Here is a 21,552-nt window from a genome sequence, read left to right on the forward strand (position 1 = left end):
GCTTAGGATATTCGATAACTCTTCCGTTGTCGAGGAATGCAAATTGATAGTAAATGGTTTAATTATCAGATAATTTTGAAATTAGTATTGGAAATTTAAGTTAGTACTCTGAATTTCATTGTAAGTTTAATTTTTATGGGAAGAAAATTAATAATTCATTTGGGATTTCCTAAAACAGGTACAAGCTACCTGCAGAAAAATATATTTCCTAAAATGGCCGGCATTAATTTTATTGGTAGGCGGGATAATTTCTATTCTCAAGAAGCTAAAGGATTAAAAGATTTTGTGACTTTTTTATTATTTATTCCCGAAGATGCATTTTTGGATAGATTATCGTCAATGAAGGGTGTTTTGTTAAATATTAATAAAGCACATTTTAATTATTCTAAATCAGAGAAACTACCTATTCTTTTATCAGATGAGGCTCTTATTTTTAGAACAATTGATCCTTTTAATGTCCGATGGCATGGAAAATATAGTGCCTCCATCGATAGATTGTTTAGGAGGCTAAAAATTTTCGTCGAATTTTGCGATTTTGATTTGAAATTAATTTTGACTCTCAGAAACCAGGCCGATTTAATTCATTCTGTGTATAGTGAGCGATATAATGTTTATAGGAATATTGCAGATATTAATACTTTTTCAAAATATCTTTCAGCAATTCTGAACTCAAAATTTTATGATTATGGAATGTCAAATTTACAATATGATCGATTAATAGATAAGATTAAGTTTTTTTTCGAAAATGATAGATTGTTAGTCTTAAAATATGAACAAATGAAAAAAGATCCTTTGCAGTTTTACGAAAGGCTATTGGGATTTTTACCATCAGATAGTACAGTTAGCGAACTGTCATCGGAAATAAACTTTAAAGCGGAAAATAAACGCGAAATTGGCTTTAATAAAAAGATAGCGAACTTGGGCTATAAACTGCCAAGAGTACTAAAAAAATTAAATTTATTTACTGTAAGGTTATTTATTAAGTCAGGTTTGACTAGAGAAAGTACAGTTGAAGAATATATATTAAACAATGGTTTTTGGTTTCAAAAGTATAAGATAATTAATATGACTCAATCGCAACGTAGTTTGATCAATGGAACCTTTTACGAAAGCAATAAATCATTAGCACAAGCTTATAATGAATTTTTAGATTATACAAATGGATAAGACTTTTAAAATATTAGATTGCACATTAAGAGATGGAGGATATTATACAAATTGGGATTTTGATAAGAATTTAGTAAAAACCTATTTTAGCGCTTTTAACAACCTTCCGGTTGATTATTTAGAATTGGGTTACAGATCTAATCCTATGAAAAATTATTTAGGTGAATATTTTTATTGTCCTCAATATGTACTGGAAGAATCCAAAGCTTTAAGTGATAAAAAGTTAGTAATAATACTGAATGAAAAGGATGTAAGAGCAGAACATGTTCCTGATTTATTAGGTCCCTGCATTGGGTTTATCACCTTGGTAAGAATTGCAATAGATCCAAAAAATTTTAAAAGAGCATTATCTCTAGCAGAAGCCGTAAAAAAATTAGGATTTGAAGTTGGATTTAATGTTATGTATATGTCTGCTTGGGAATCAGAAAAAGATTTCTTGAGTCAGATAAAAGAAGTAGATGGTATTGCAGATTATTTCTATATGGTTGATTCTTTTGGAGGAGTTTACCCAGATGATGTAAGGAGAACTTTTGATATTGTAAGAAATCAAACTAACACTGAAATTGGTTTTCATGGTCATAACAACCTTCAATTAGCTTTGATAAATACTCTGACAGCAATTAATTGCGGTGCTAATATTGTGGACGCAACAGTAACTGGAATGGGCAGAGGGGCAGGAAATCTTCAAACTGAACTTTTATTAACAGCATTAAATGCTAAAGAGGGTTTAGAACTAGACTTTAATTCCTTGAGCAGAGTTGTTGGTCCATTCGCCGAAATGCAAAAAGATTATGAATGGGGTACTAATTTACCATATATGGTATCTGGAGCAAATTCGCTGCCACAGAAGGAAGTGATGTCATGGGTTACAAAAAGATTTTATTCCTTAAATAGTATTATTCGTGCTTTATCTAATCAATCCAAAGGATTAAAAGATAATATTGATTTAAAAAATCTTAATGAGAACAAGAAATATAAATCAGCATTAATCATTGGGGGAGGTCCTACCGGTAAAATGCATTCGAAGGCTATTAAAGAGTTTATAAAGAATCACGAAGAATTATGCGTAATCCATGTAAGTTCAAAAAATGCCCAGGAGTATAAGGATGTAAAGAATCTGCAAATTCATTGTCTGGCAGGAAATGAGGGTCATAGATTAGAGGAAAGCTATGAAAATATAAACATCAAAGACAAATTGGTTATATTACCTCCCTACCCCAGAACTATGGGTACTTATATTCCTAAAAGTTTGGAACCTGTTGCATTTCAATTAAAAGATATAAGTTTTACTGATAAATATTACGAGTCAGTAACATCATTAGCTATTGAAACAGCATTACATTTGGGAGTAGAGAATTTCTATTTTGCAGGTTATGATGGTTATAATGAAGATATTAAGCCTCAGGAATTAGAATTGTTCAATGAGAATGAATATATTATTGAAAGTTTAAAAAAGAACTCCAACCTTTCTGTAAGCTCAATAACACCAACTTTATACGAAAGTTTAGAATCGAAATCAGTCTTCTCCTTAATATAACTATATGTCTATAGCGGTATTTCTACCAACACGAAAAGGAAGTGAGCGTGTTAAAAATAAAAATACCAGAAAATTTGCTGAATTTAAAGGCGGTTTACTGGAGTTAAAATTGAAACAATTAAATGGTTTGGATGTTGACGAAGTTATTTTGTCTACAAACGATGAGGAATCAATTACTATAGCCAAATCTTTTGAATCTGAATTTAAAAATCTGGTAATTAAGCCCAGGCCTGATCATTTAGCAGGAAGTTCTACTAAATTAATAGATCTAATTAAATATGTACCTAAAATTACAAATTGCGAACATATATTATGGACACATGTAACTTCTCCAATGGTCGAGAAGGAAATTTATGCCGAAAGTATTGAAGAATACAAACAGGCTTTGGAAAATGGCTATGATTCCTTAATGTCTGTAATTCCTTTTCAAAATTTTTTATGGAGCCCTAAGGAGAATGATTTGGTCAATAGAGAAGGAGATTTGAGATGGCCCAGAACTCAGGATCTTACTAAGCTCTACGAGATTAATAGTGCAATTTTTATAACACCTAGATATATTTATGAAAATAATTTTGATAGAGTAGGGAAAAAACCATTTTTGTACGAAATGAATAAATTGAATTCAATGGATATTGACTGGGAAGATGATTTCAAAATAGCTGAAGCCGTATATGAAAGATTTAAGTAATTATCAAAACATACTATGGGATTTTGACGGCGTACTAATGGATAGTATGCCTGTAAGAAATAGAGGTTTTGAAATTGTATTAAAAAATTACCCAAATAAAGAAGTTGAACAATTAATGCGTTTTCATTTAAATAATGGAGGCCTTTCTAGATTTGTTAAATTCAGATATTTTTTTGAAAATATCCGCAATGAAGATATATCTGAAAATCAAATTAAATTTTTCGCTGGGAAATTTTCTGAAGTGATGAGAAATGAATTATTGAATGAAAAGCTATTAATTTCAGATACTGTTGAATTCGTAAAGAGATTTCATGAAAAATTCAATATGCATATAGTTTCGGGTTCAGACCAAAAAGAGCTTCGCTTTATTTGTAAAAAATTAAACCTAAAGTCTTATTTTCTATCTATTAACGGATCACCAACACCAAAAAAGGAATTAGTGTCAATTCTGATGGGAAAGCATGACTATCAAAAGGACAAGACTGTTTTGATTGGTGATTCAATAAATGATTATGAGGCAGCAGAATATAATGGAATTGAATTTCGTGGTTATAATAATAAAAATCTTAAGAGGCTCGAGGCCGGTTATATAGAAAGTTTTTCAGATGGAAAAGATTAATGAATCTATTAAAGGATTAGTTTACACCCTAAGGAATTCTAAAAAATTTGAACCCAACAAAATATTTAAAAATAGGAGGGTAGCCATAGTTGGTCCTGCAGATTCTGCTTTTGATAATGCATACGGAAGTTATATAGATGATTTTGATTATGTAATTAGAATCAACAAGACACCTTCAAGTTGGAATCCGGAAAATGAAAAATATATTGGTCGTAAAACTGACATATGGTTTCACTCTTTTTTTGAAAATAGAGATAGTGGTGGGGGCCCTTTAGATCCTTATATTATAAAAAATATGAATATAGAATATTTGGTCAATCCGCGTTCATCTTTTAAAGCATATAGAAGAACTTTTAATTTCTATAGAAAATACCAGGAAAATATTTCAGTTTATCACTTGGAGTCTAAAGTTTACAAAGATTTATTATATAAATTTCCAAAAAAACTTAGACCTACTGTAGGTTTTGTAGCTTTATATTCAGCCTTAAAATCAGAATGTGAAGAATTATATATAACAGGCTACACCTTTTTCAAAACACCGTATGCTAAGGGATATAGAGATCACTTATTAGATTTAGATAAAAATAAAATGCACTTCAAAAGTCAAGGTATCCATGATGCTGATCTGGAGTATCAAATTTTCAAATCCACTATTCAAAATCACAATTGTAAAATTTTAAATATAGATAATAAGTTGAATGAAATTTTAAATTCTTAATAACATGGAAAATAATATTCAACTTTTATATTATTCAAATGCATTGGTAGCTTCTCATGGTGGACGATTACATTCTGAGGCTTTCTGTGAAGAAATTGAAAAGGATGACCGGATTCAGAAATTGATTAGGTTTCCAAAATCTAATAACCAAAAAAATATAGGCTCAAATTCGAAAATTCGAAAAGCCTTAAAACTAATACCTGCCTTACAAATTTTCTTTTTTTATAGAAGAAATAAATTAAGTTACTTGGAAATTGAGAAGGAAATTGAAAAACATAAAATTAATATTATTCATATTAGGCTTGATTCTAACTTCCTAATAATTGAGAAAATAAAAGAGAAATATCCTGATATTTTAATAACTACAGAAGTGAACGCATCACCCTTCGAAGAAAACTTTAAGAATATTCTTTTTAAATCATATTTCAAAAAATTAGAAAGGAGTAGTTTAAATTTTTCAGATGCAAATTTTTTTGTCTCAAATTATTTAAGAAAACAGATTCTCAGTAAACCTAATTTTAATAGAGATTATGTCGTACCAAATGGAGTCGATGATAAATTTTTTAATATAGAAAAGACTCCAAAGAAGAATAAGGAGGTAATTTTTGGTTATATAGGTACTCTTGACTTTCATAAAAACTTGAAGGTTTTAATTGATGCTTTTAAACAAGTTCAATCAGAAAAGACAAATACCAAATTGTTGATTATAGGAGATGGGCCAATGATGATGGACCTTAAAGCCTATGTTAACAAAACACAACTAGTAAATAATGTAATATTTCAAGGTTGGGTGAAACATGATGAAATTGTGTTTTTTCTTCAAAAATTTGATATTGCTATTCATCATAGTGCTCAACCATATATGAGTCCTCTGAAATTATTTGAATATATGGCATCAGGGTTGCCAGTTATTGGTCCTGACACTCCTGCCGTTCGCGAGATTTTTGATGGTAATGACTTAGTTTTTACAAATGGTGAAAAGAATGATTTAGCGAACAAAATGTTATATCTCTTGGATAACCCGATGTTGAGGGAAGAAATCGGGAAGAATTGCAAAAATAAGGTTAAAGCTAATTATAGATGGAAACATAATGCACAAAGGATTATAAATGTAATGTTAGATAAAATTGAAAATAGAAATTAAATTTTCACAGCAATAATTTATAATGAAAGTCCTTTATTTAATTGATACATTAGAAGGTTATGGAGCTGAAAAGAGTTTAGCTCATATAACGTGTAATTTTAAAAATATTACACCAATATTTGTTCACATTTATAAAGGAGCCACATTAAAACCATACTTGGAATCAAATGGCATTAAAGTTTACTCACTAAATTTTTCGAGTAAATATTCCTTTTCGAAAGTTCTCCCAAAAATTGAAGAAATATATCAAGCAGAAAAACCTGACATTATTCATGCTACTCTGTTTAGATCAGAGATAATTGCTAGAAAACTAAAAAAAAAATTACCTGAAATTATTTTAATCGGCAGCTTTGTAAGTAATTCATATAGTAAACAAAGATTCAATAATCTTAGTATTGTTGCAAAGGCTAAATTAATATCTATTCAGTTTTATGATTTTATTACCTCACATCATGTGGATAAATTCATTTGTAATTCCTATGCAATTAAAGAAACTAATTCTAAGGCACTCAGGATATCAGATAGTAAAATTAAAGTAATTTATAGAGGACGGTCTCCAATGATAGAATTTAATTCTGAATTGAATATTAAAAATATTAGGCATAGTTTAGGTATTAATAATAAGGATAAGGTCTTTATCAATGTTAGCAGACTTCAGCAAGGTAAAGGACACCTTGATTTAATTAAAGCCTTTAGTAATCTTAAAGTAGATTACGCTAAATTACTTATTGCTGGAGAGGGACTTCAGAGATCTATTCTTGAAACCGAAATTAAGAAATTAGGGTTAAAAGGAAGGGTTTTCCTTCTTGGTTATAGAGATGACATTAATAAGATACTGAAAGTTTCTGATTATTTTGTTTTTCCTTCTTATTATGAAGGTTTACCAGGGGCACTAATTGAAGCGATATTTGCTAAAAAGCCTATAATTTATTCGGATATTCCAGAAAATAGGGAATGCATGCCCAATGAGGCCGGATTAAAATTTAATCCTGGTGATATTCAGAAACTAGCTTATTTAATGAAGTCAGTTCTTGAAAAACCTGATGATGATCTAAATCAAGAGATTGCTTATAAATATGCAAAAGTAAAATTCGATATTCAGAATGTTAGCTCTAAGTACGAAAATTTCTATAAAAATTTAAATATAAAAAATTGAAAATAATCCAGTTAATACAAAGACCTCAATTAAGGGGAGCTGAAATCTTTGCGTGCCAGCTTTCTTCTCATTTAGAAGAATTGGGAAATGAGGTTATTGTTGTAACCATTTTTCGTGGAGATAGCAAACTACCTTTTTCTGGAAAAATTATAGAATTAAACCTCAAACAGGGATATAGATTTTTTGATTTTAAGGGATGGAAGGAGTTTCATAAAATTATTAAGGAGTTTAAGCCGGATATTATTCAGGCTAATGCTGCGGACACTCTAAAGTTTGCATCTAGCTCTAAACGAATTTTTAAATGGTCTGTTCCTATTATTTTTAGGAATGCTAATAAGATGGGTGATTTTATTAATTCTTCTTTAAAACTTAAATTAAACAATTTTTACCTCCAAAAAATTAATTCAGTAATATCGGTAAGCAAAGAATGTGAAAATAATTTCAGGGAAACCTTTTTTTTTCCACATGATGAAATTCAAACTATAGAAATTGGAGTTGAGGAAGTATTGCCTTCGGGTATTCCCACGGATTTAGAAAAAATTTTTAAGAAAGGTCCCGTTTTTTGTCATATAGGTAGTTTTGTTCCAGAAAAGAATCATAAAGGATTAGTTAAGATTTTTAAACGAATTGTAAATAATTTCCCTGATTCTCAATTACTTTTAATAGGCAAGGGAAAATTACAAGAGGAATCAAAATCTTTAGTTTATGATCTGAACATAGAATCAAATATTCATTTCTTAAACTATAGAAATGATGTCTTCGATATTTTAGCTCATTCAACTGCATATTTGATGCCTAGTTTTATTGAGGGCTTACCAGCAGTAATTTTAGAAGCCATGTATTGTAAAACCCCTGTCGTAGCAAATAATGTAGGAGGCATTGGTGAAGTTCTTATAGAAGGACAAACAGGTTGGCCAATTTCAGTAGGTGATGAAGATAAATTCGTAAATGCAGTTGCTGATATTATTAAGAAATCTCCTTATGTTGATGAGAGGGTAGAAGCAGCTAAAGAAATGGTAATGCAAAGATTTTTGAATTCCATTATAGCTAGGCGATTCATGGAGGCTTATAAAAAAGTAGCCGACTAATTTTTTTAAGTCGCATTGTTGGTTCATGATTTGTATTAAATATTAAATCGTATCGCCTGAACTTAACTTCTTTACAAACTAATTTACTCCATAAGATAAATGAAATGCCAAAAATAAAAGTTTTACACATAATTAAATCTTTAGGTAGAGGAGGTGCTGAAATGTTACTCCCCGAAACCCTGAAATTACACGACCATAATAAGTTTGATTTTCACTATATCTACTTTTTACCCTGGAAAGATCAGATGGTAGAGTATATTCAAAAGATTGGTGGTAAAGTAAGCTGCATTTCTGCAAAGAATAATATAGAGTTAATAGGTAAATATCCTGAAGTAATTGAATACTGTAAAAATGAGAAGATTGATTTAATCCATTGCCATTTGCCGTGGGCTGGATTTTTAGGTAGGCTTATTTATAGAAAAACAGGTATTCCAGTTTTATATTCAGAACATAATATGCAGGAGAGGTATCACTTCATTACGAAAGCAATTAATAAATTTTCTTTTAATAGTCAGTCACTTGCAATAGGAGTTTCGGAAGATGTCTCAAATTCTATAAAATCCAATATTAATCCTAAAATTCCCGTTAAAACAATATTAAATGGCGTAAATACAGAGAGTTTTATCCGGAGTGAAAATGACTCAATAAGAAAACAATTTGATATTCCACGAGACGCATTAGTTTTTGGGAATGTAGCGGTTTTTCGTTTTCAGAAGCGACTAGTTCAATGGTTGCGCATATTTAAAAATATAAAAGAATCAAATAGCCATAAAGTATATGGGATTATAGTAGGTGCAGGACCTTTAGAATCTGAAATACAAGCTGAGGTAGAAAAACTTAATCTAGGTAATTCTGTATATTTTCCTGGTTTACAAACTAATGTTAAACCATATCTTGAAGCAATGGATGTTTTTATGATGAGCTCTTCATTTGAAGGTTTGCCCATAGCTCTATTAGAAGCAATGAGTATGGAATGTGCAATTGTTTCTACAAATGCTGGTGGAATTAAAGAAGTTATTCGAAATGGTAAGGATGGATTGCTTTGTGATGTAGATCAATGGAAGGATTTAGAACATTTGAGTAATAAATTGATCAATGATCCAGAATTACTTAAAAATTTAAGCATTAATGCTAGGGAACGGGTAAAAAAGGAATTTAGTATGGTCAAGATGGTAGAGGAATTAGAAAGGAATTATGAAACTTTTTCAGTATAATAATAGTTTGAATGACAATTAGAGAAGCGAATAAAAATGATATTTCTGGAATTTTAAATGTTCTAAAGGCTAGTTTAGGTGAACAATCATCAAATAAAACTATAGAGGTTTGGAGCTATAAACATTTAGAAAATCCTTTTGGAAAGTCGTTAGTTCTTATTGCAGAATTTGAAGGAAAAATAGTAGGTGTAAGAGCATTTATGAGATGGGAATGGAAAAAGAATAATGAAACATTTAAGGCTTATAGAGCGGTAGATACTGCGACTCATCCAGAATTTCAAGGCAAAGGAGTATTTAAGCGATTAACTTTAACAGCTTTAAAATATGCAGAAAATGAAGGGGGGGATTTTATTTTTAATACACCTAACTCTCAAAGTAAACCAGGATATCTAAGAATGGGTTGGGTAGAAGTAGGTAGACTCAAGGTAAGCTTATTACCTGTTTTTTCCTCTATTTTTAAATCAAATTCACATAAGTATACTCAGAAAATAAGCTGGACTGAAGCGGGAAGCGCAAAGTTATTCCATAAATACAATTCAGATTTAGGGATTAGTAATAAATTATTCACTCCAAAATCTAAAACATATTTAGAATGGAGATATCTAAAATGTCCTTTGCAAAAATACAGAATTGATGCTTGTGATGAATATTTTATAGCTGGTTATGTAAAGCACCACTCAAACTTTAAAGAATTAAGAATATCGGAATTAATAATTGGGAAAGTTAATAAAAAGTTAATTAAAAGTATTATTCTAAATTGGGCAAGAGAACATAATGTTCATTTTATAAGTTTCTCATACCCTACCGATATTAAATTACTGACAAAACTAACTGGTAATTATGGACCATCATTTACTCTGAGATGTATCCAGGAAAGCAAAAAAATAACGTTCGACTTCATACAACTTAAAAATTTAGACAATTGGCGTTATAGTTTAGGGGATCTTGAATTATTTTAAAAGTATAGAATGATAGGAGCTTTATTATTAATCATATGTCTTTTTCTAATAAATCAGACTCTTTTTGGTTTGTATTCAAAAAGGCACAATTGGTTTTCCAAAAAGCTAATGAACTCTTTGTATTTCTATCATCTAGTTTTTTTTGTTGTTTACTATGTCTACGCATTAAATAACCCTTCTGATTCTTGGAGTTATTATAATAGTCCTTTAGAAAGTAATAATTTATGGTTTGATTTTTTTATGCCAGGAACAACTTTCATTGATTTCTTATCTTTTCCTTTTGTCAAATATCTAAATTTCAATTATGAAATGATGATGGTCCTATACTCTTGGATGGGATACTTAGGATTTCTTTTTTCCTATTTGTTTTTTAGAGAGAATATTCCAGTCAAGGTAAAAGTGTTTAAACAAATTGACTTGTTAATATTAACTTTATTCTTACCAAACATGCATTTTTGGACCTCTTCCTTGGGAAAAGGTGCTCCAATTTTTATGGGATTAATGATGTTTGCTTATTCAATTAAGCAGCCGCAATCAAGAATTTTAACACTTATTATAGGAATCATTTTTATTTACTTCATAAGGCCACATGTGTTTTTATTTGTAGCTGCAGGTACTGTTTTAGGTTTCATGAGTGGTAAGGAGAAAATTAGCTTTTGGAAGAAAGTTTTAATTTATACAGGAATGATAGGTGGATTATATTTAGTTCAGGATGATATTCTTGGAGTGGCTGGTTTAGATAATTCCACAGATGTTATCGGAGATTTTCAAGACTTTTCAAATAAACGGTCTGCTGATTTAAGTGAATTTGCAGATTCTGCTGTAAGTATGTCTTCCTATCCTTTGCCAATAAAATTATTTACTTTTTGGTTTAGACCTCTATTTTTTGATGCACCTGGAGTATTAGGCTTGATAGTTTCTGCTGAAAACTTAGTTTATTTGCTTTTATTTTTTAAAATTTTGAATAAGAGATTTTTTAAATTTTTAAAAAAAGCTCCTGTTTCGGTTAAAATGAGTCTTACTGTCTTTTTTTTAACCTCCTTTGCTATGACCTTCGTTATGTCCAATCTTGGAATTATTATGAGACAAAAATCAATGGTGATGTATTTCCTTTTTTTTACTATTTATTATTTCCTTGCTCAAGAAAAATATGATAAAATAATTGCAATTCGGAGGCAGAGAAAACAGATGAAAATTCCATCCACTATTTGATCTAGTTAAAGATTATCTTGATATTTTTTAATAATTATTTATATACAATTAATATGTTAGATCGGTCAGGTTCTTTAGTGATTTCATTAGATTTTGAATTACTATGGGGAGTTTTTGACAAATTGAGTTTTGAAGAGAATCAATTATATTTTATCAAAACAAGAAATGCCATTCCCCAGATTTTACAAATTTTTGAAAAATTTGAGATTCATGCTACTTGGGCTACAGTAGGAATGCTATTTAATCATAATTGGGAAGAATGGAATTCTAATATTCCTTCAAACATACCAAATTATCAAAATAGAAATTTATCTGCGTATAATTTTGGTAAATCTATACAGTCTAAAAGCACAGAGTTTGCATGTTTTGCTCCAGATTTGATTAAGAAAATAATTAGCACCAAAAATCAGGAATTAGCTACACATACCTATTCTCATTTTTATTGTAGGGAAAAGGGACAAGATTTAAAAAGCTTCCGAGAAGATTTGAAAATGTCAGTTTCATTAGCAGAGAAAGTAGGTCAGGATTTACATTCTTTAGTTTTCCCACGTAATCAATTAAATAAAGGATATCTTGAGACTTGTAGTGATTTGGGAATTACAAGTGTACGCTCCAATCCAAATAAATGGTATTGGGAGGATACCCAGAAAGATACTCTTGCTCAAAAAATTTTCCGAACAGGTGATGCCTACATCGGTAAAAACAATAAATCCTATCTTTTATCTGAAATAAGTCGTATTCAAAATATTAGTATTCAATCGGCTAGTCGGCTACTAAGACCTTTTTCTCATAACCGAGCTTTCAATTATCTGAGATTGAAGCGAATTGCGAATGAGATGGAATACGCCGCTATAAATGGTCAAATATATCATTTATGGTGGCATCCGCATAACTTTGGAAATAACCCAGATAGCAATCTTAGAGATCTAACATATCTTCTTCAGGTATACAAAAAACTTAGATCAAAATATAATTTTTCTTCTATGACGATGAAGGAGTTGAAAAATGAAACTTGCAGTTATAACAAATTTTGAAAAGCTTTTTTGAACCTAAATTTTTTAAGATTGTAGTAAAAAAGATATAATCTTAATTTTAAAATTCTACTTCTAAAAACTTTGGAGAATTCAAGACTATCAATGCGCTTATAATAATCTCCAATATTTTTATAAGTGTTTATTTTATTTAACAACTTATAACTTAAATCACGTTTCCCCCAAAGTCCATTATCCTGCAATCTATAGTAGGATGGGGATATTTCTTTTAAGTATTTGCCTGGCCCAAAATTCCCCAATATAGAATATAAAAAAACATCAAGGGTTAAAACTTTTGTTGCTTCAATAGGTATTTTATCGAGAATGTTTCTAAAAAAAATAGTTAAGGTTGAGGGATGTACCCAGGGGAATATTAAATCTTTACTTTTTATACTTTTTTTTATAGGAGAGACTAATTGGGTGTCTATGTAAATGCCTTTATCGTTTACCGGTATAAAAGAATGATAACACAATGAGTAGCCTGGATTTTCCTCCATGAATTCATACTGTTTTTGCAGCTTTTGAGAATCTCCCCAGAAATCATCTCCCTCGCAAATTGCAATATATTTTCCCCTTGCAGAGAAAAAATTAAAAATTGAAATAAAATTAGCAGAGCTCTGACCTAAGACCTTTATATTATTAATTCTAGAATGGATTATATATCTTATTTTATTTGGGTATTTATTAGCATAGTACAGGCATATTTTTGGAGTTTCGTCGTCAGAACCGTCGTCTGCCAATAGGATTTCGAACTGGAATGTGGTTTCCTGGGATAAAATACTTTCAATACACTGTGATATATAGTTTTCTTGATTGTAAGTCTGAATGCATACTGATACCATAGGTTTTTTTGGGGTACTATTTTTCTTCTCTATAACCGGCTCAACTTCAAATAATTTTCTGAAAGTATTAAAATCCATTTTGAGATTATTTCAAAAATCTATTGGCTACTTTATCATAAGTAGTATTTCTTTTTGTTGTGCCTTTATTACTGTAAACAGAATTTTCCTGGGTATCTCCTTCAATTACGCAGCCCATACCTATTATATTTTTACTAGCAATGGTTACGTTTTGCTTAATAACTGAATTCATGCCTATGAAAGATTCATTTTTCACTGTAACTCTTCCGCCTAAAGTGCTGACGCTAATTAAATTGTGGCTTCCTATTTTTGTATGATGACCTATACTAGAAAACATTATTATAGAATTGTCACCAATTTCAACATATGGATGTATCTTACACCCTTCATCAATAAATGTATTTTCACCGTAGCTTAAATCTTCCCAACAAATAGTTTTCGTAGAAATAAATTTAGCTAATTTATAACCTAATTCTTTAGCCAGATTAAAAATTCTCTTCCTTATAATATTATTGCCAACAGCTATAAAGAGATAATAAGATTCCGGAGGGAAAACCTTCATAATGTCTTCGAATGGAATAAGTGGTTTATTATAAAGACTTATTGATGTTTGGTCAAAAATTGTTCTTTCAACGCAAAATCCAACTACTTCGTACTGACTATCCTTATCAAATAAATATTGAACATATTCAGCAAATGACCCTATTCCGTAAATTATTAATTTTTTATTTTTCATTTAATTTTTATGATAGATCAAATTTATATTTATAATATAAATAATAGTTCAATTAAAATATAATCTTCTAAATCTTCTAAAGTTGGGATAACCAATAAACTTTTAATTAAATAAAATTTATTTTATCTGATTTATAAGACAATTGGTCGAAAAATTAAATAATTCTTATTAATAAGATCATAGTTTACCTATTTTCCAAAAACATTAATTACTTGTTTATGAGAAAAATAGGTCTAAGTATCTTTGTTTTTGTTGTAATAATTGCTTGCAGCAAAGAACCTATAGAGGTAAATGAATTTGAAATTAACGAAGTTAATTACTCCTTGGGTAAATTAAACTGCCAACCCACTATTTATAATTTAGATGATTTCGGAGAGTTTAAGATAGAAAGTGATGAATCCTTTATTTATATAACGATTAGTTCATTTAACCCATATTTACTTGACAAGTTTTACCTCCATTATGATAATGATCTGAAAAGTTTTCCTCTCGTTGGAAAGGGTAACTTGCCACCAGGCAACATGAAAGTTAAGATAAACCTTGATCCTAATTCTACTCAGTTTGACTATCAAATTCCAATAAGTGAGAACTATAATGAATTGACTTTATCTTCATTGGTGTTTTTTGACGGTCCTCATAAATTAAGAAAGTGGGTTGGAGATATGAGGGTAAATTTCGGAAATTGGAAATATTTTAATTATGAATTGAAAAACTGTTATCCGTGTGCTTTAATAAGCGCGGGTAATGATAACTCTACGACCTTAAATGAGTCTGAAGCAAGAGCTATACCTAATAAGGATAGAGTTAAACTATTTTATCTAGATTTATTAGATGACGGAGTTCCTACCAACGGTATATTTGAACCAACTATAGATGAAATTATTTCAAATTTTGCTAACAATCCTATTGGGGAATTTAAAACTAAATATACAATAGAAGAGGGGGAGTGCATGGATAGTGTATTTTTAACTCTTTATGTTATTCCAGATGATGAATAATCAGCCTAGCAAAAATACTCTGTCTTTCTAAAAATGAATTCTATTTTTAAACTTACCGTTAGATTTGAAATGCTAAACTCTTTTGAAATAGTCCGAATCTATTTTATTTTTTTGATTTTAATTATACGTTCATACTTTATAGGTATTTGATATTTAGTTAATTAAACTTACAAAAGTTAAGTTAAACCTTTCAAATTAAAAATTAAAATCCGATTAATATTAGCGTCCAACTAGTATTTCATCCAATAATCGAAATTATTGAATTAGCAGCGATAGATGGTGTAAATTTAAGTACACCATTCTAAATATTAACTGCGATGAAAGCAAAATTACTATTAACCTATTTATTAGGTTTGCTTCTTCTTGGATGCTCAGTAGATCCAATTGAGGATGAGATTATTGAACAAAAAATCAATACAGCCAATTCCCATACCTCCGATGAGGAATATTCTTGTGCCGGACCTGATAATAATATAACCTTAACCTTAAGTGAGGCTATAGCTATACCAAATATAAATCGGGTTAAAAATTTATATTTGAGCTTATTGGAACCAGGAGTTGCAACCAATGGTACTTTTGATCCTTCTGTTTGGAATATCATTAGAGCTTTTAATTCATCTGGCGGTGGAAATATCGGAGATTATACTACCATTTATACGGTCTTAAATGATGAATGCTCAGATTCAGTTGAGTTAACTATCCGAGTAGTTCCAGATCAAACGGACATTCCGAGTTGTGATCTGGATGCGGGAGAAGACAATTTTAAAATAATGACTGTTTCAGAGGCTAAAGCCATTCCTAATAAAGATAAAGTGACCAGGTTGTATTTAAGTTTATTGGAACCTGGGGTTCCATTGGATGGTACTTTTGATCCTTCTATTTGGAATATTATAAGGGCTTTTGATTCTGAAGGTTCAGGTGGTATACCCGGAGATTACTCTACCACTTATACGGTTTCAGATGGTGATTGTACAGATTCAGTTATTTTAACTTTAAGGATTATACCTGATTTTACTGATCCAATTGGTTGTGAATTGAATGCTGGAGAAGATGCTATTAAGGTAATGACCTTAACTGAAGCTAAGGCCGTTCCGAATGCTGATAAGGTCAAAGCAATTTATCTAAGTTTGCTTGAACCAGGTGTTCCTTGGGATGGTACTTTTGATCCTGGGATCTGGGATATTATCAAAGCTTTTGGATCCTATAAAGGGGGTGATGGTATTATTGGTGATTACACTACAACATACACTATTACCGAGGGAGAATGTAGTGATTCTGTAGTTTTAACAATAAGAGTAGTTCCTGATTAGGATTTCAATGCATAAATTTAAAAAGGCCGTTAATTTTAGCGGTCTTTTTTATTTGAAGCCTTATTTAGTTCTACAATTATGAGGAAAAATTATACAAAATTCTATTCATAAGAACCTAATATTGGGGTTTATTCCCCCTGTAAGTCCATATATCAATTCGAAAATAATGATGGCAGGCCCTTTGCTTAATATTGTTTTGAATAGAAGACATTATGGAGCTTAACATCGAGAACTTTTTCAATATTATAGAGGTAATTTTTTTGATTCCGTTTTTATATGAACTTAATCAGATATTGCTGTTAAAATTAAAAAAGAGACATACTATAAATTCAAAATTTAAATTGAATATTCTCTTCTATTATCATCTGTTATTTGGGCTTATTTACTATTTGTACGCTTTTTCAAATCCTTCAGACAGTAAAGCATACTTCAGACGTTCAGATAATTTTGAAGGTAACTGGGGGCAATTATTTGGAACGGAAACAACTTTTATTGATTTTATTTCTTATCCCTTTATTCATTTCATGGGCTTTAGTTACGAAATGATGATGTTACTTTTTACCTGGATAGGATACTGGGGCTTTGTTTTCGGATTTTTGTTTTTTAAAGAGAACATTAAAGAAAAAGTAAAAGTTTTTAAAAAAGTAGATCTCCTAACCTTGATATTATTTTTTCCTAATATGCATTTTTGGTCGGCTAGTCTTGGAAAAGGAGCATTAATATTTTTTGGTTTAATGTTATTTGCTTTTTCAATTACTAAGCCCACTCAGAGAATAATTGGTTTAATTGTTTCTTCTATTCTGATTTTTGCGGTAAGACCCCATATGTTTTTATTATTATGCATAGGAAGTTTATATGGCCTCTATTTTGGTAAAAATATGATATCTAAGAGATATAAAGTATTTGGAGGTATAGCTATTTTGGCTAGTTTAATATTATTACAAGATAAAATTTTAGGGGTAGTTAATCTGAATAATTCAAATAACCTAATAGCAGATTTTATCGCATTTACAAGTCAAAGATCTGAAGATCTTAGCACGGCCACGTCAGGAGTTAATATGGCTGGATATAGCCTTCCTGAAAAGATTTTTACTTTTTGGTTTAGACCATTATTTTTAGATGCACCCGGTTTCTTAGGTATTCTAGTTTCTATTGAGAATTTTGTTTATTTATTACTATTTGCCAAGATTTTCAGACTTAATTTTTTCAAATTTTGGAAAAATGCTCCCTCGCATGTAAAATCAAGTTTGATGGTTTTTATTTTAACTTCATTTGCAATGACTTTCGTAATGTCTAATCTTGGAATCATGATCAGGCAAAAAACTATGATAATGTATTTTATGTTTTTCGTTATCTATTATTTTTTGGCGTATGAGAAGTCTAATGAGGTTAAATTAAGATTAGAGAAGTTCAATTTAATCGCTTCATCGCGGAACACACCGCTATTAAAATTTTAAAAATGCCAATATGAATTTGTATTGTTGATGTCGATCAAAAAGATATAAATTTGAAAAATAATCAGAAATCTTTTTCGTGCACAAATTAATCAGAATTACCACCATCCCACTATCCCTAGAAAAACTATTAGAAGGCCAGCTTAGCTTTATGAGTAGATTTTATGAAGTAACAGCTGTATCTGCCGAAAGAAATAGACTAGAACAATATGGAAAGGATAATGGAGTGCAAATATTTCCTGTTGAAATGACTAGGGCGATTACGCCAATTCAGGATTTAAAGAGTTTGTTTCAATTATATAGATTTTTAAAAAAGGAGAAACCACTTATTGTTCATACCCATACTCCCAAAGCGGGAATTATCGGTATGTTAGCAGCGAAAATGGCCGGAGTACCTATAAGGTTACACACTGTAGCGGGTTTACCTCTGCTTGAAACAACCGGAAATAAAAGAAAAGTGCTTGATACCGTTGAAAAACTGACTTACCATTTGGCTACTAAAGTTTATCCGAATTCTTTCAAACTAAAAGAAATTATTTTGGATCTGAGATACGCCAAAGAATCCAAGTTAAAAGTATTGGGTCAGGGTAGTTCGAATGGTATAGACACTTCCTATTTTGATCCTTCTAGATATAACTCTATACTTAATCAGGAATTAAAGAATAACCTAGGAATTTCAGAAAATGATTTCATTTATATTTTCGTTGGAAGGTTAGTCAAGGAGAAGGGAATAAACGAATTGGTCAGATCTTTTGTTAATCTTCATAAAAAGGTAAAAAATATTTCTCTTTTACTGGTAGGGCCGTTTGAACAAGATCTTGATCCTTTGGACCATGATGTTTTTGATTTAATTCATTCACACCCAAAAATTTTCACAACAGGATATCAAGTTGATGTCAGGCCGTATTTTGCTATTTCTGATGCTTTAGCTTTTCCAAGTTACAGGGAAGGTTTTCCAAATGTGGTTATGCAAGCTAATGCGATGGAATTGCCTGTAATTGTGAGTGATATTAATGGATGCAATGAAATTGTTACGAATGAAGAAAATGGTCTCATTGTAGAGGTGAAAAACCAGGAAAAACTCGAAGCTGCAATGGAAAGACTTTTAAAGGACACAACACTGATGAAAAATCTTTCAGAAAAGGCAAGGGGTACTATTCAGACAAAGTATGAAAGGGAGAAATTCTGGCAAATTCTGTTAAAAGAATACAAAGAATTAGAGGTCCTCTATAAACATGATTAAATTCGCCGCTGCGTTAAGATCACAATAAATATCTGTTATAAGCAATGTATAAGCAATTTATAAAACCTTTTCTAGATTTCATTGTTGCGTTGATTGGTCTTATTCTATTAAGCCCTTTGTTTATAACCTTTGCCGTATTGCTTTTTATAGTAAATAATGGAAAACCATTTTTTTTTCAAAAACGGCCTGGAAAACATGGAAAGAATTTTCAGATTGTCAAATTTCGTACAATGACAGATGAAAAAGACGCTTCTGGAAATTTATTGCCAGATGCGTCTAGATTGACATCTGTAGGTCAATTGGTACGAAAGACTTCCATGGATGAAATTCCTCAGTTGATAAATGTGGTGAAAGGAGACATGAGTATTGTAGGGCCAAGACCGTTATTACCGGAATATTTAAAACTTTATTCTGAAAGGCAGAAAAAGAGGCATGATGTAAAACCGGGTATTACTGGCTGGGCTCAGGTTAACGGTAGAAATGCTATTAGCTGGACACAAAAGTTCGAATATGATGTTTGGTATGTAGAGAATTTATCTTTTAGTTTAGATTTCAAAATTTTATTTAAGACTATAAAAAAAGTATTAGTTTCTGAAGGTATTAATACTGAAAATATGGCTACAACAGAACCATTTAACGGAAACAATTAATGATAATATTTGGTGCCAGCGGACATGCTAAAGTGATTATTGATATAGTAAAATCTATAGGCAAAAAGTCTATTGATTTCGTTTTAGATGATGACAGGTCCATAAATAAAATTCAGGGTTTTGAGGTAAAACATGATTTTGATGAATCAATGGTATCACAAGATCTGGTTATTGCTGTAGGTAATAACATGACAAGAAAGAAAATAGCTTGTAAAATCTCCAACCCGTTTTCTGAAGCTTTGAAGCATAAATCAGCCGTGGTTTCTGAAAATGTTGTGATTAATGAAGGTTCAGTAGTTATGGCTAATGCGACCATTAATTCATCTGTCGTAATTGGTAAGCATTGTATAATAAATTCAGGTGCTATAATAGAACATGATACCCAAATTGAAGATTTCGTTCATATTTCTCCAGGTTCTACAATTACTGGTAACGTGAAGATAGGTGAAGGAACTCAAGTGGGCGCTGGAGCGACCATTATTCCAGGTGTTAGCGTTGGGCGCTGGGTAACAATTGGTGCGGGTGCTGTAATAATTAATGATATCCCAGATTTTGCGGTAGTAGTTGGAAACCCAGGGAGGATAATAAAATTCAATAAATTAGACAATGAGTAAAGAAAAGATCTGGCTTTCTTCGCCGCATATGGGGGGCAATGAGCTAAAATACATTCATAATGCATTTGATCAGAATTGGATAGCCCCTCTTGGACCCAATGTAAATGGTTTTGAAAATGATATCAAAAGTTATCTCGACCCTGCTGATTCAGAAGGACTTGAAGTGGCTGCTTTGAGTTCAGGAACTGCTGCCCTTCATTTATCTCTAATCCAATTAGGCGTTGGGCCCGAAGATGAAGTAATTTGTCAAAGTATGACTTTTGCAGCTTCTGCGAACCCCATAATGTACCTGGGAGCCAAACCGATTTTTGTAGATAGTGAAAGAGATACATTAAATATCTGTTCGGAGCAACTGGAAATTGCTATTAAAGATAGAATTTCAAAAGGGAAAAAGCCTAAGGCTATTATTGCAGTTCATTTATATGGAATGCCATATAAGGTAGATGAAATTCAAAGTATTTCTGAAAAGTATGAGATTCCTATTATTGAAGATAGCGCTGAAGCTTTAGGTTCGAAATATAAGAATAGAAATTGTGGAACCTTAGGTGATTTTTCTATTCTTTCCTTCAATGGAAATAAAATCATAACTACTTCTGGAGGTGGAGCCTTAGTCACTAGGTCGATCGAAGAAAAACAAAGGACAGTTTTTCTGGCAACTCAGGCCAGAGATGATGCTCCACATTACCAGCATAGTGAAATAGGATATAATTATAGATTAAGCAATATTTCAGCCGGTATAGGACGAGGGCAAATGGAGGTTTTGGATAAAAGGGTGGAAGCCAGGCGGGATATGTTTCAATTTTACGTAAATTTATTCCTTTCTGAAACAGGGGTGAAGGTACACAAAGAACCTTCTGATGATTTTTTTAGTAATCATTGGCTAACCGTGATTGAAGTTGACGAGGACGAAACAAATGGGATTAGTAGAGAAGACCTGAGAAAATGCCTGGAAGAGGAAAATATTGAAAGTCGGCCACTATGGAAACCAATGCATATGCAACCAGTTTTCCAACAATATCCATTTTATGGAACAGGAGTTGCCGAAAATTTATTTAAAAATGGTTTATGTTTGCCGAGTGGATCTAATCTAACTGATAATGATAGAGATAGATTGAAAATGGCAATTTTAAATTGTTTGAAAAAATAGAGTTAAA

General features: G+C 30.9%; 21 protein-coding genes. 19 read left to right on the forward strand and 2 right to left on the reverse strand.

Annotated features, from left to right (window positions below):
* Positions 1–135: 135 nt before the first annotated feature.
* The 12 genes from G3I01_RS11110 to G3I01_RS11165 all read left to right on the forward strand — a co-directional run bounded on the left by G3I01_RS11110 (position 136) and on the right by G3I01_RS11165 (position 12,536).
* Positions 136–1,167, forward strand: coding sequence for a sulfotransferase domain-containing protein (locus G3I01_RS11110; RefSeq protein WP_219547857.1), 1,032 nt, complete (start codon positions 136–138; stop codon positions 1,165–1,167).
* Positions 1,160–2,704: an aldolase catalytic domain-containing protein gene (locus G3I01_RS11115; RefSeq protein WP_219547859.1), complete on the forward strand. Its 1,545-nt coding sequence runs from the start codon at positions 1,160–1,162 to the stop codon at positions 2,702–2,704. Before G3I01_RS11110 ends, G3I01_RS11115 begins: the two co-directional genes overlap by 8 nt.
* 4 nt (positions 2,705–2,708) lie before the next feature.
* Complete coding sequence (locus tag G3I01_RS11120) at positions 2,709–3,392, forward strand: hypothetical protein (protein WP_219547861.1); 684 nt, start codon at positions 2,709–2,711, stop codon at positions 3,390–3,392.
* Positions 3,376–4,011, forward strand: coding sequence for an HAD-IA family hydrolase (locus G3I01_RS11125; protein ID WP_219547863.1), 636 nt, complete (start codon positions 3,376–3,378; stop codon positions 4,009–4,011). Before G3I01_RS11120 ends, G3I01_RS11125 begins: the two co-directional genes overlap by 17 nt.
* Positions 3,998–4,729 (forward strand): glycosyltransferase family 29 protein, encoded by a 732-nt coding sequence (locus G3I01_RS11130; RefSeq protein WP_219547865.1) that lies wholly within the window; start codon positions 3,998–4,000, stop codon positions 4,727–4,729. The genes G3I01_RS11125 and G3I01_RS11130 overlap by 14 nt, the downstream gene beginning before the upstream one ends.
* 4 nt (positions 4,730–4,733) lie before the next feature.
* Positions 4,734–5,873, forward strand: coding sequence for a glycosyltransferase family 4 protein (locus tag G3I01_RS11135; RefSeq protein WP_219547867.1), 1,140 nt, complete (start codon positions 4,734–4,736; stop codon positions 5,871–5,873).
* Between the two features lie 22 nt (positions 5,874–5,895).
* Positions 5,896–7,029, forward strand: coding sequence for a glycosyltransferase (locus G3I01_RS11140; protein WP_219547869.1), 1,134 nt, complete (start codon positions 5,896–5,898; stop codon positions 7,027–7,029).
* Entirely contained in the window at positions 7,026–8,117 is a 1,092-nt protein-coding gene (locus G3I01_RS11145; RefSeq protein WP_219547871.1) for a glycosyltransferase family 4 protein, read from the forward strand. The genes G3I01_RS11140 and G3I01_RS11145 overlap by 4 nt, the downstream gene beginning before the upstream one ends.
* Positions 8,118–8,221: 104 nt before the next feature.
* Positions 8,222–9,331 (forward strand): glycosyltransferase, encoded by a 1,110-nt coding sequence (locus tag G3I01_RS11150; protein ID WP_219547873.1) that lies wholly within the window; start codon positions 8,222–8,224, stop codon positions 9,329–9,331.
* Between the two features lie 11 nt (positions 9,332–9,342).
* A complete protein-coding gene (locus G3I01_RS11155; protein ID WP_219547875.1) occupies positions 9,343–10,290 on the forward strand; it encodes a GNAT family N-acetyltransferase in 948 nt (315 codons plus the stop codon).
* Positions 10,291–10,299: 9 nt separating this feature from the next.
* Positions 10,300–11,502, forward strand: a complete 1,203-nt coding sequence (locus G3I01_RS11160) for a hypothetical protein (RefSeq protein WP_219547877.1) — start codon at positions 10,300–10,302, stop codon at positions 11,500–11,502.
* A gap of 53 nt (positions 11,503–11,555) precedes the next feature.
* Complete coding sequence (locus tag G3I01_RS11165; protein ID WP_219547879.1) at positions 11,556–12,536, forward strand: polysaccharide deacetylase family protein; 981 nt, start codon at positions 11,556–11,558, stop codon at positions 12,534–12,536.
* On the opposite strand, the gene G3I01_RS11170 is transcribed toward G3I01_RS11165, so the two are convergent.
* Positions 12,521–13,453, reverse strand: coding sequence for a glycosyltransferase (locus G3I01_RS11170; protein ID WP_219547881.1), 933 nt, complete (start codon positions 13,451–13,453; stop codon positions 12,521–12,523). The two genes, G3I01_RS11165 and G3I01_RS11170, sit on opposite strands and share 16 nt — an antisense overlap.
* 7 nt (positions 13,454–13,460) lie before the next feature.
* Positions 13,461–14,129 (reverse strand): hypothetical protein, encoded by a 669-nt coding sequence (locus G3I01_RS11175; RefSeq protein ID WP_219547883.1) that lies wholly within the window; start codon positions 14,127–14,129, stop codon positions 13,461–13,463.
* A 218-nt stretch (positions 14,130–14,347) separates the two neighbouring features.
* Here G3I01_RS11175 and G3I01_RS11180 point away from each other — a divergent pair, with 218 nt between their 5' ends.
* The 7 genes from G3I01_RS11180 to G3I01_RS11210 all read left to right on the forward strand — a co-directional run bounded on the left by G3I01_RS11180 (position 14,348) and on the right by G3I01_RS11210 (position 21,545).
* Positions 14,348–15,127 carry a hypothetical protein gene (locus G3I01_RS11180; protein ID WP_219547885.1) on the forward strand — a complete coding sequence of 260 codons (780 nt, stop codon included), beginning with the start codon at positions 14,348–14,350 and terminating at the stop codon, positions 15,125–15,127.
* A 317-nt stretch (positions 15,128–15,444) separates the two neighbouring features.
* Positions 15,445–16,437 (forward strand): hypothetical protein, encoded by a 993-nt coding sequence (locus G3I01_RS11185; protein ID WP_219547887.1) that lies wholly within the window; start codon positions 15,445–15,447, stop codon positions 16,435–16,437.
* 212 nt (positions 16,438–16,649) lie between these two features.
* Complete coding sequence (locus G3I01_RS11190) at positions 16,650–17,894, forward strand: hypothetical protein (RefSeq protein ID WP_219547889.1); 1,245 nt, start codon at positions 16,650–16,652, stop codon at positions 17,892–17,894.
* A gap of 76 nt (positions 17,895–17,970) precedes the next feature.
* Complete coding sequence (locus G3I01_RS11195) at positions 17,971–19,134, forward strand: glycosyltransferase family 4 protein (protein ID WP_257710566.1); 1,164 nt, start codon at positions 17,971–17,973, stop codon at positions 19,132–19,134.
* Between the two features lie 44 nt (positions 19,135–19,178).
* Positions 19,179–19,784 (forward strand): sugar transferase, encoded by a 606-nt coding sequence (locus G3I01_RS11200; protein ID WP_219547890.1) that lies wholly within the window; start codon positions 19,179–19,181, stop codon positions 19,782–19,784.
* Positions 19,784–20,398 (forward strand): acetyltransferase, encoded by a 615-nt coding sequence (locus tag G3I01_RS11205; RefSeq protein WP_219547892.1) that lies wholly within the window; start codon positions 19,784–19,786, stop codon positions 20,396–20,398. Before G3I01_RS11200 ends, G3I01_RS11205 begins: the two co-directional genes overlap by 1 nt.
* Entirely contained in the window at positions 20,391–21,545 is a 1,155-nt protein-coding gene (locus G3I01_RS11210) for a DegT/DnrJ/EryC1/StrS family aminotransferase (RefSeq protein ID WP_219547894.1), read from the forward strand. The genes G3I01_RS11205 and G3I01_RS11210 overlap by 8 nt, the downstream gene beginning before the upstream one ends.
* Positions 21,546–21,552 lie beyond the last annotated feature (7 nt).

Origin of the sequence: Gramella sp. MT6 (genome assembly GCF_019357415.1) — a bacterium.
GTDB lineage: Bacteria > Bacteroidota > Bacteroidia > Flavobacteriales > Flavobacteriaceae > Christiangramia.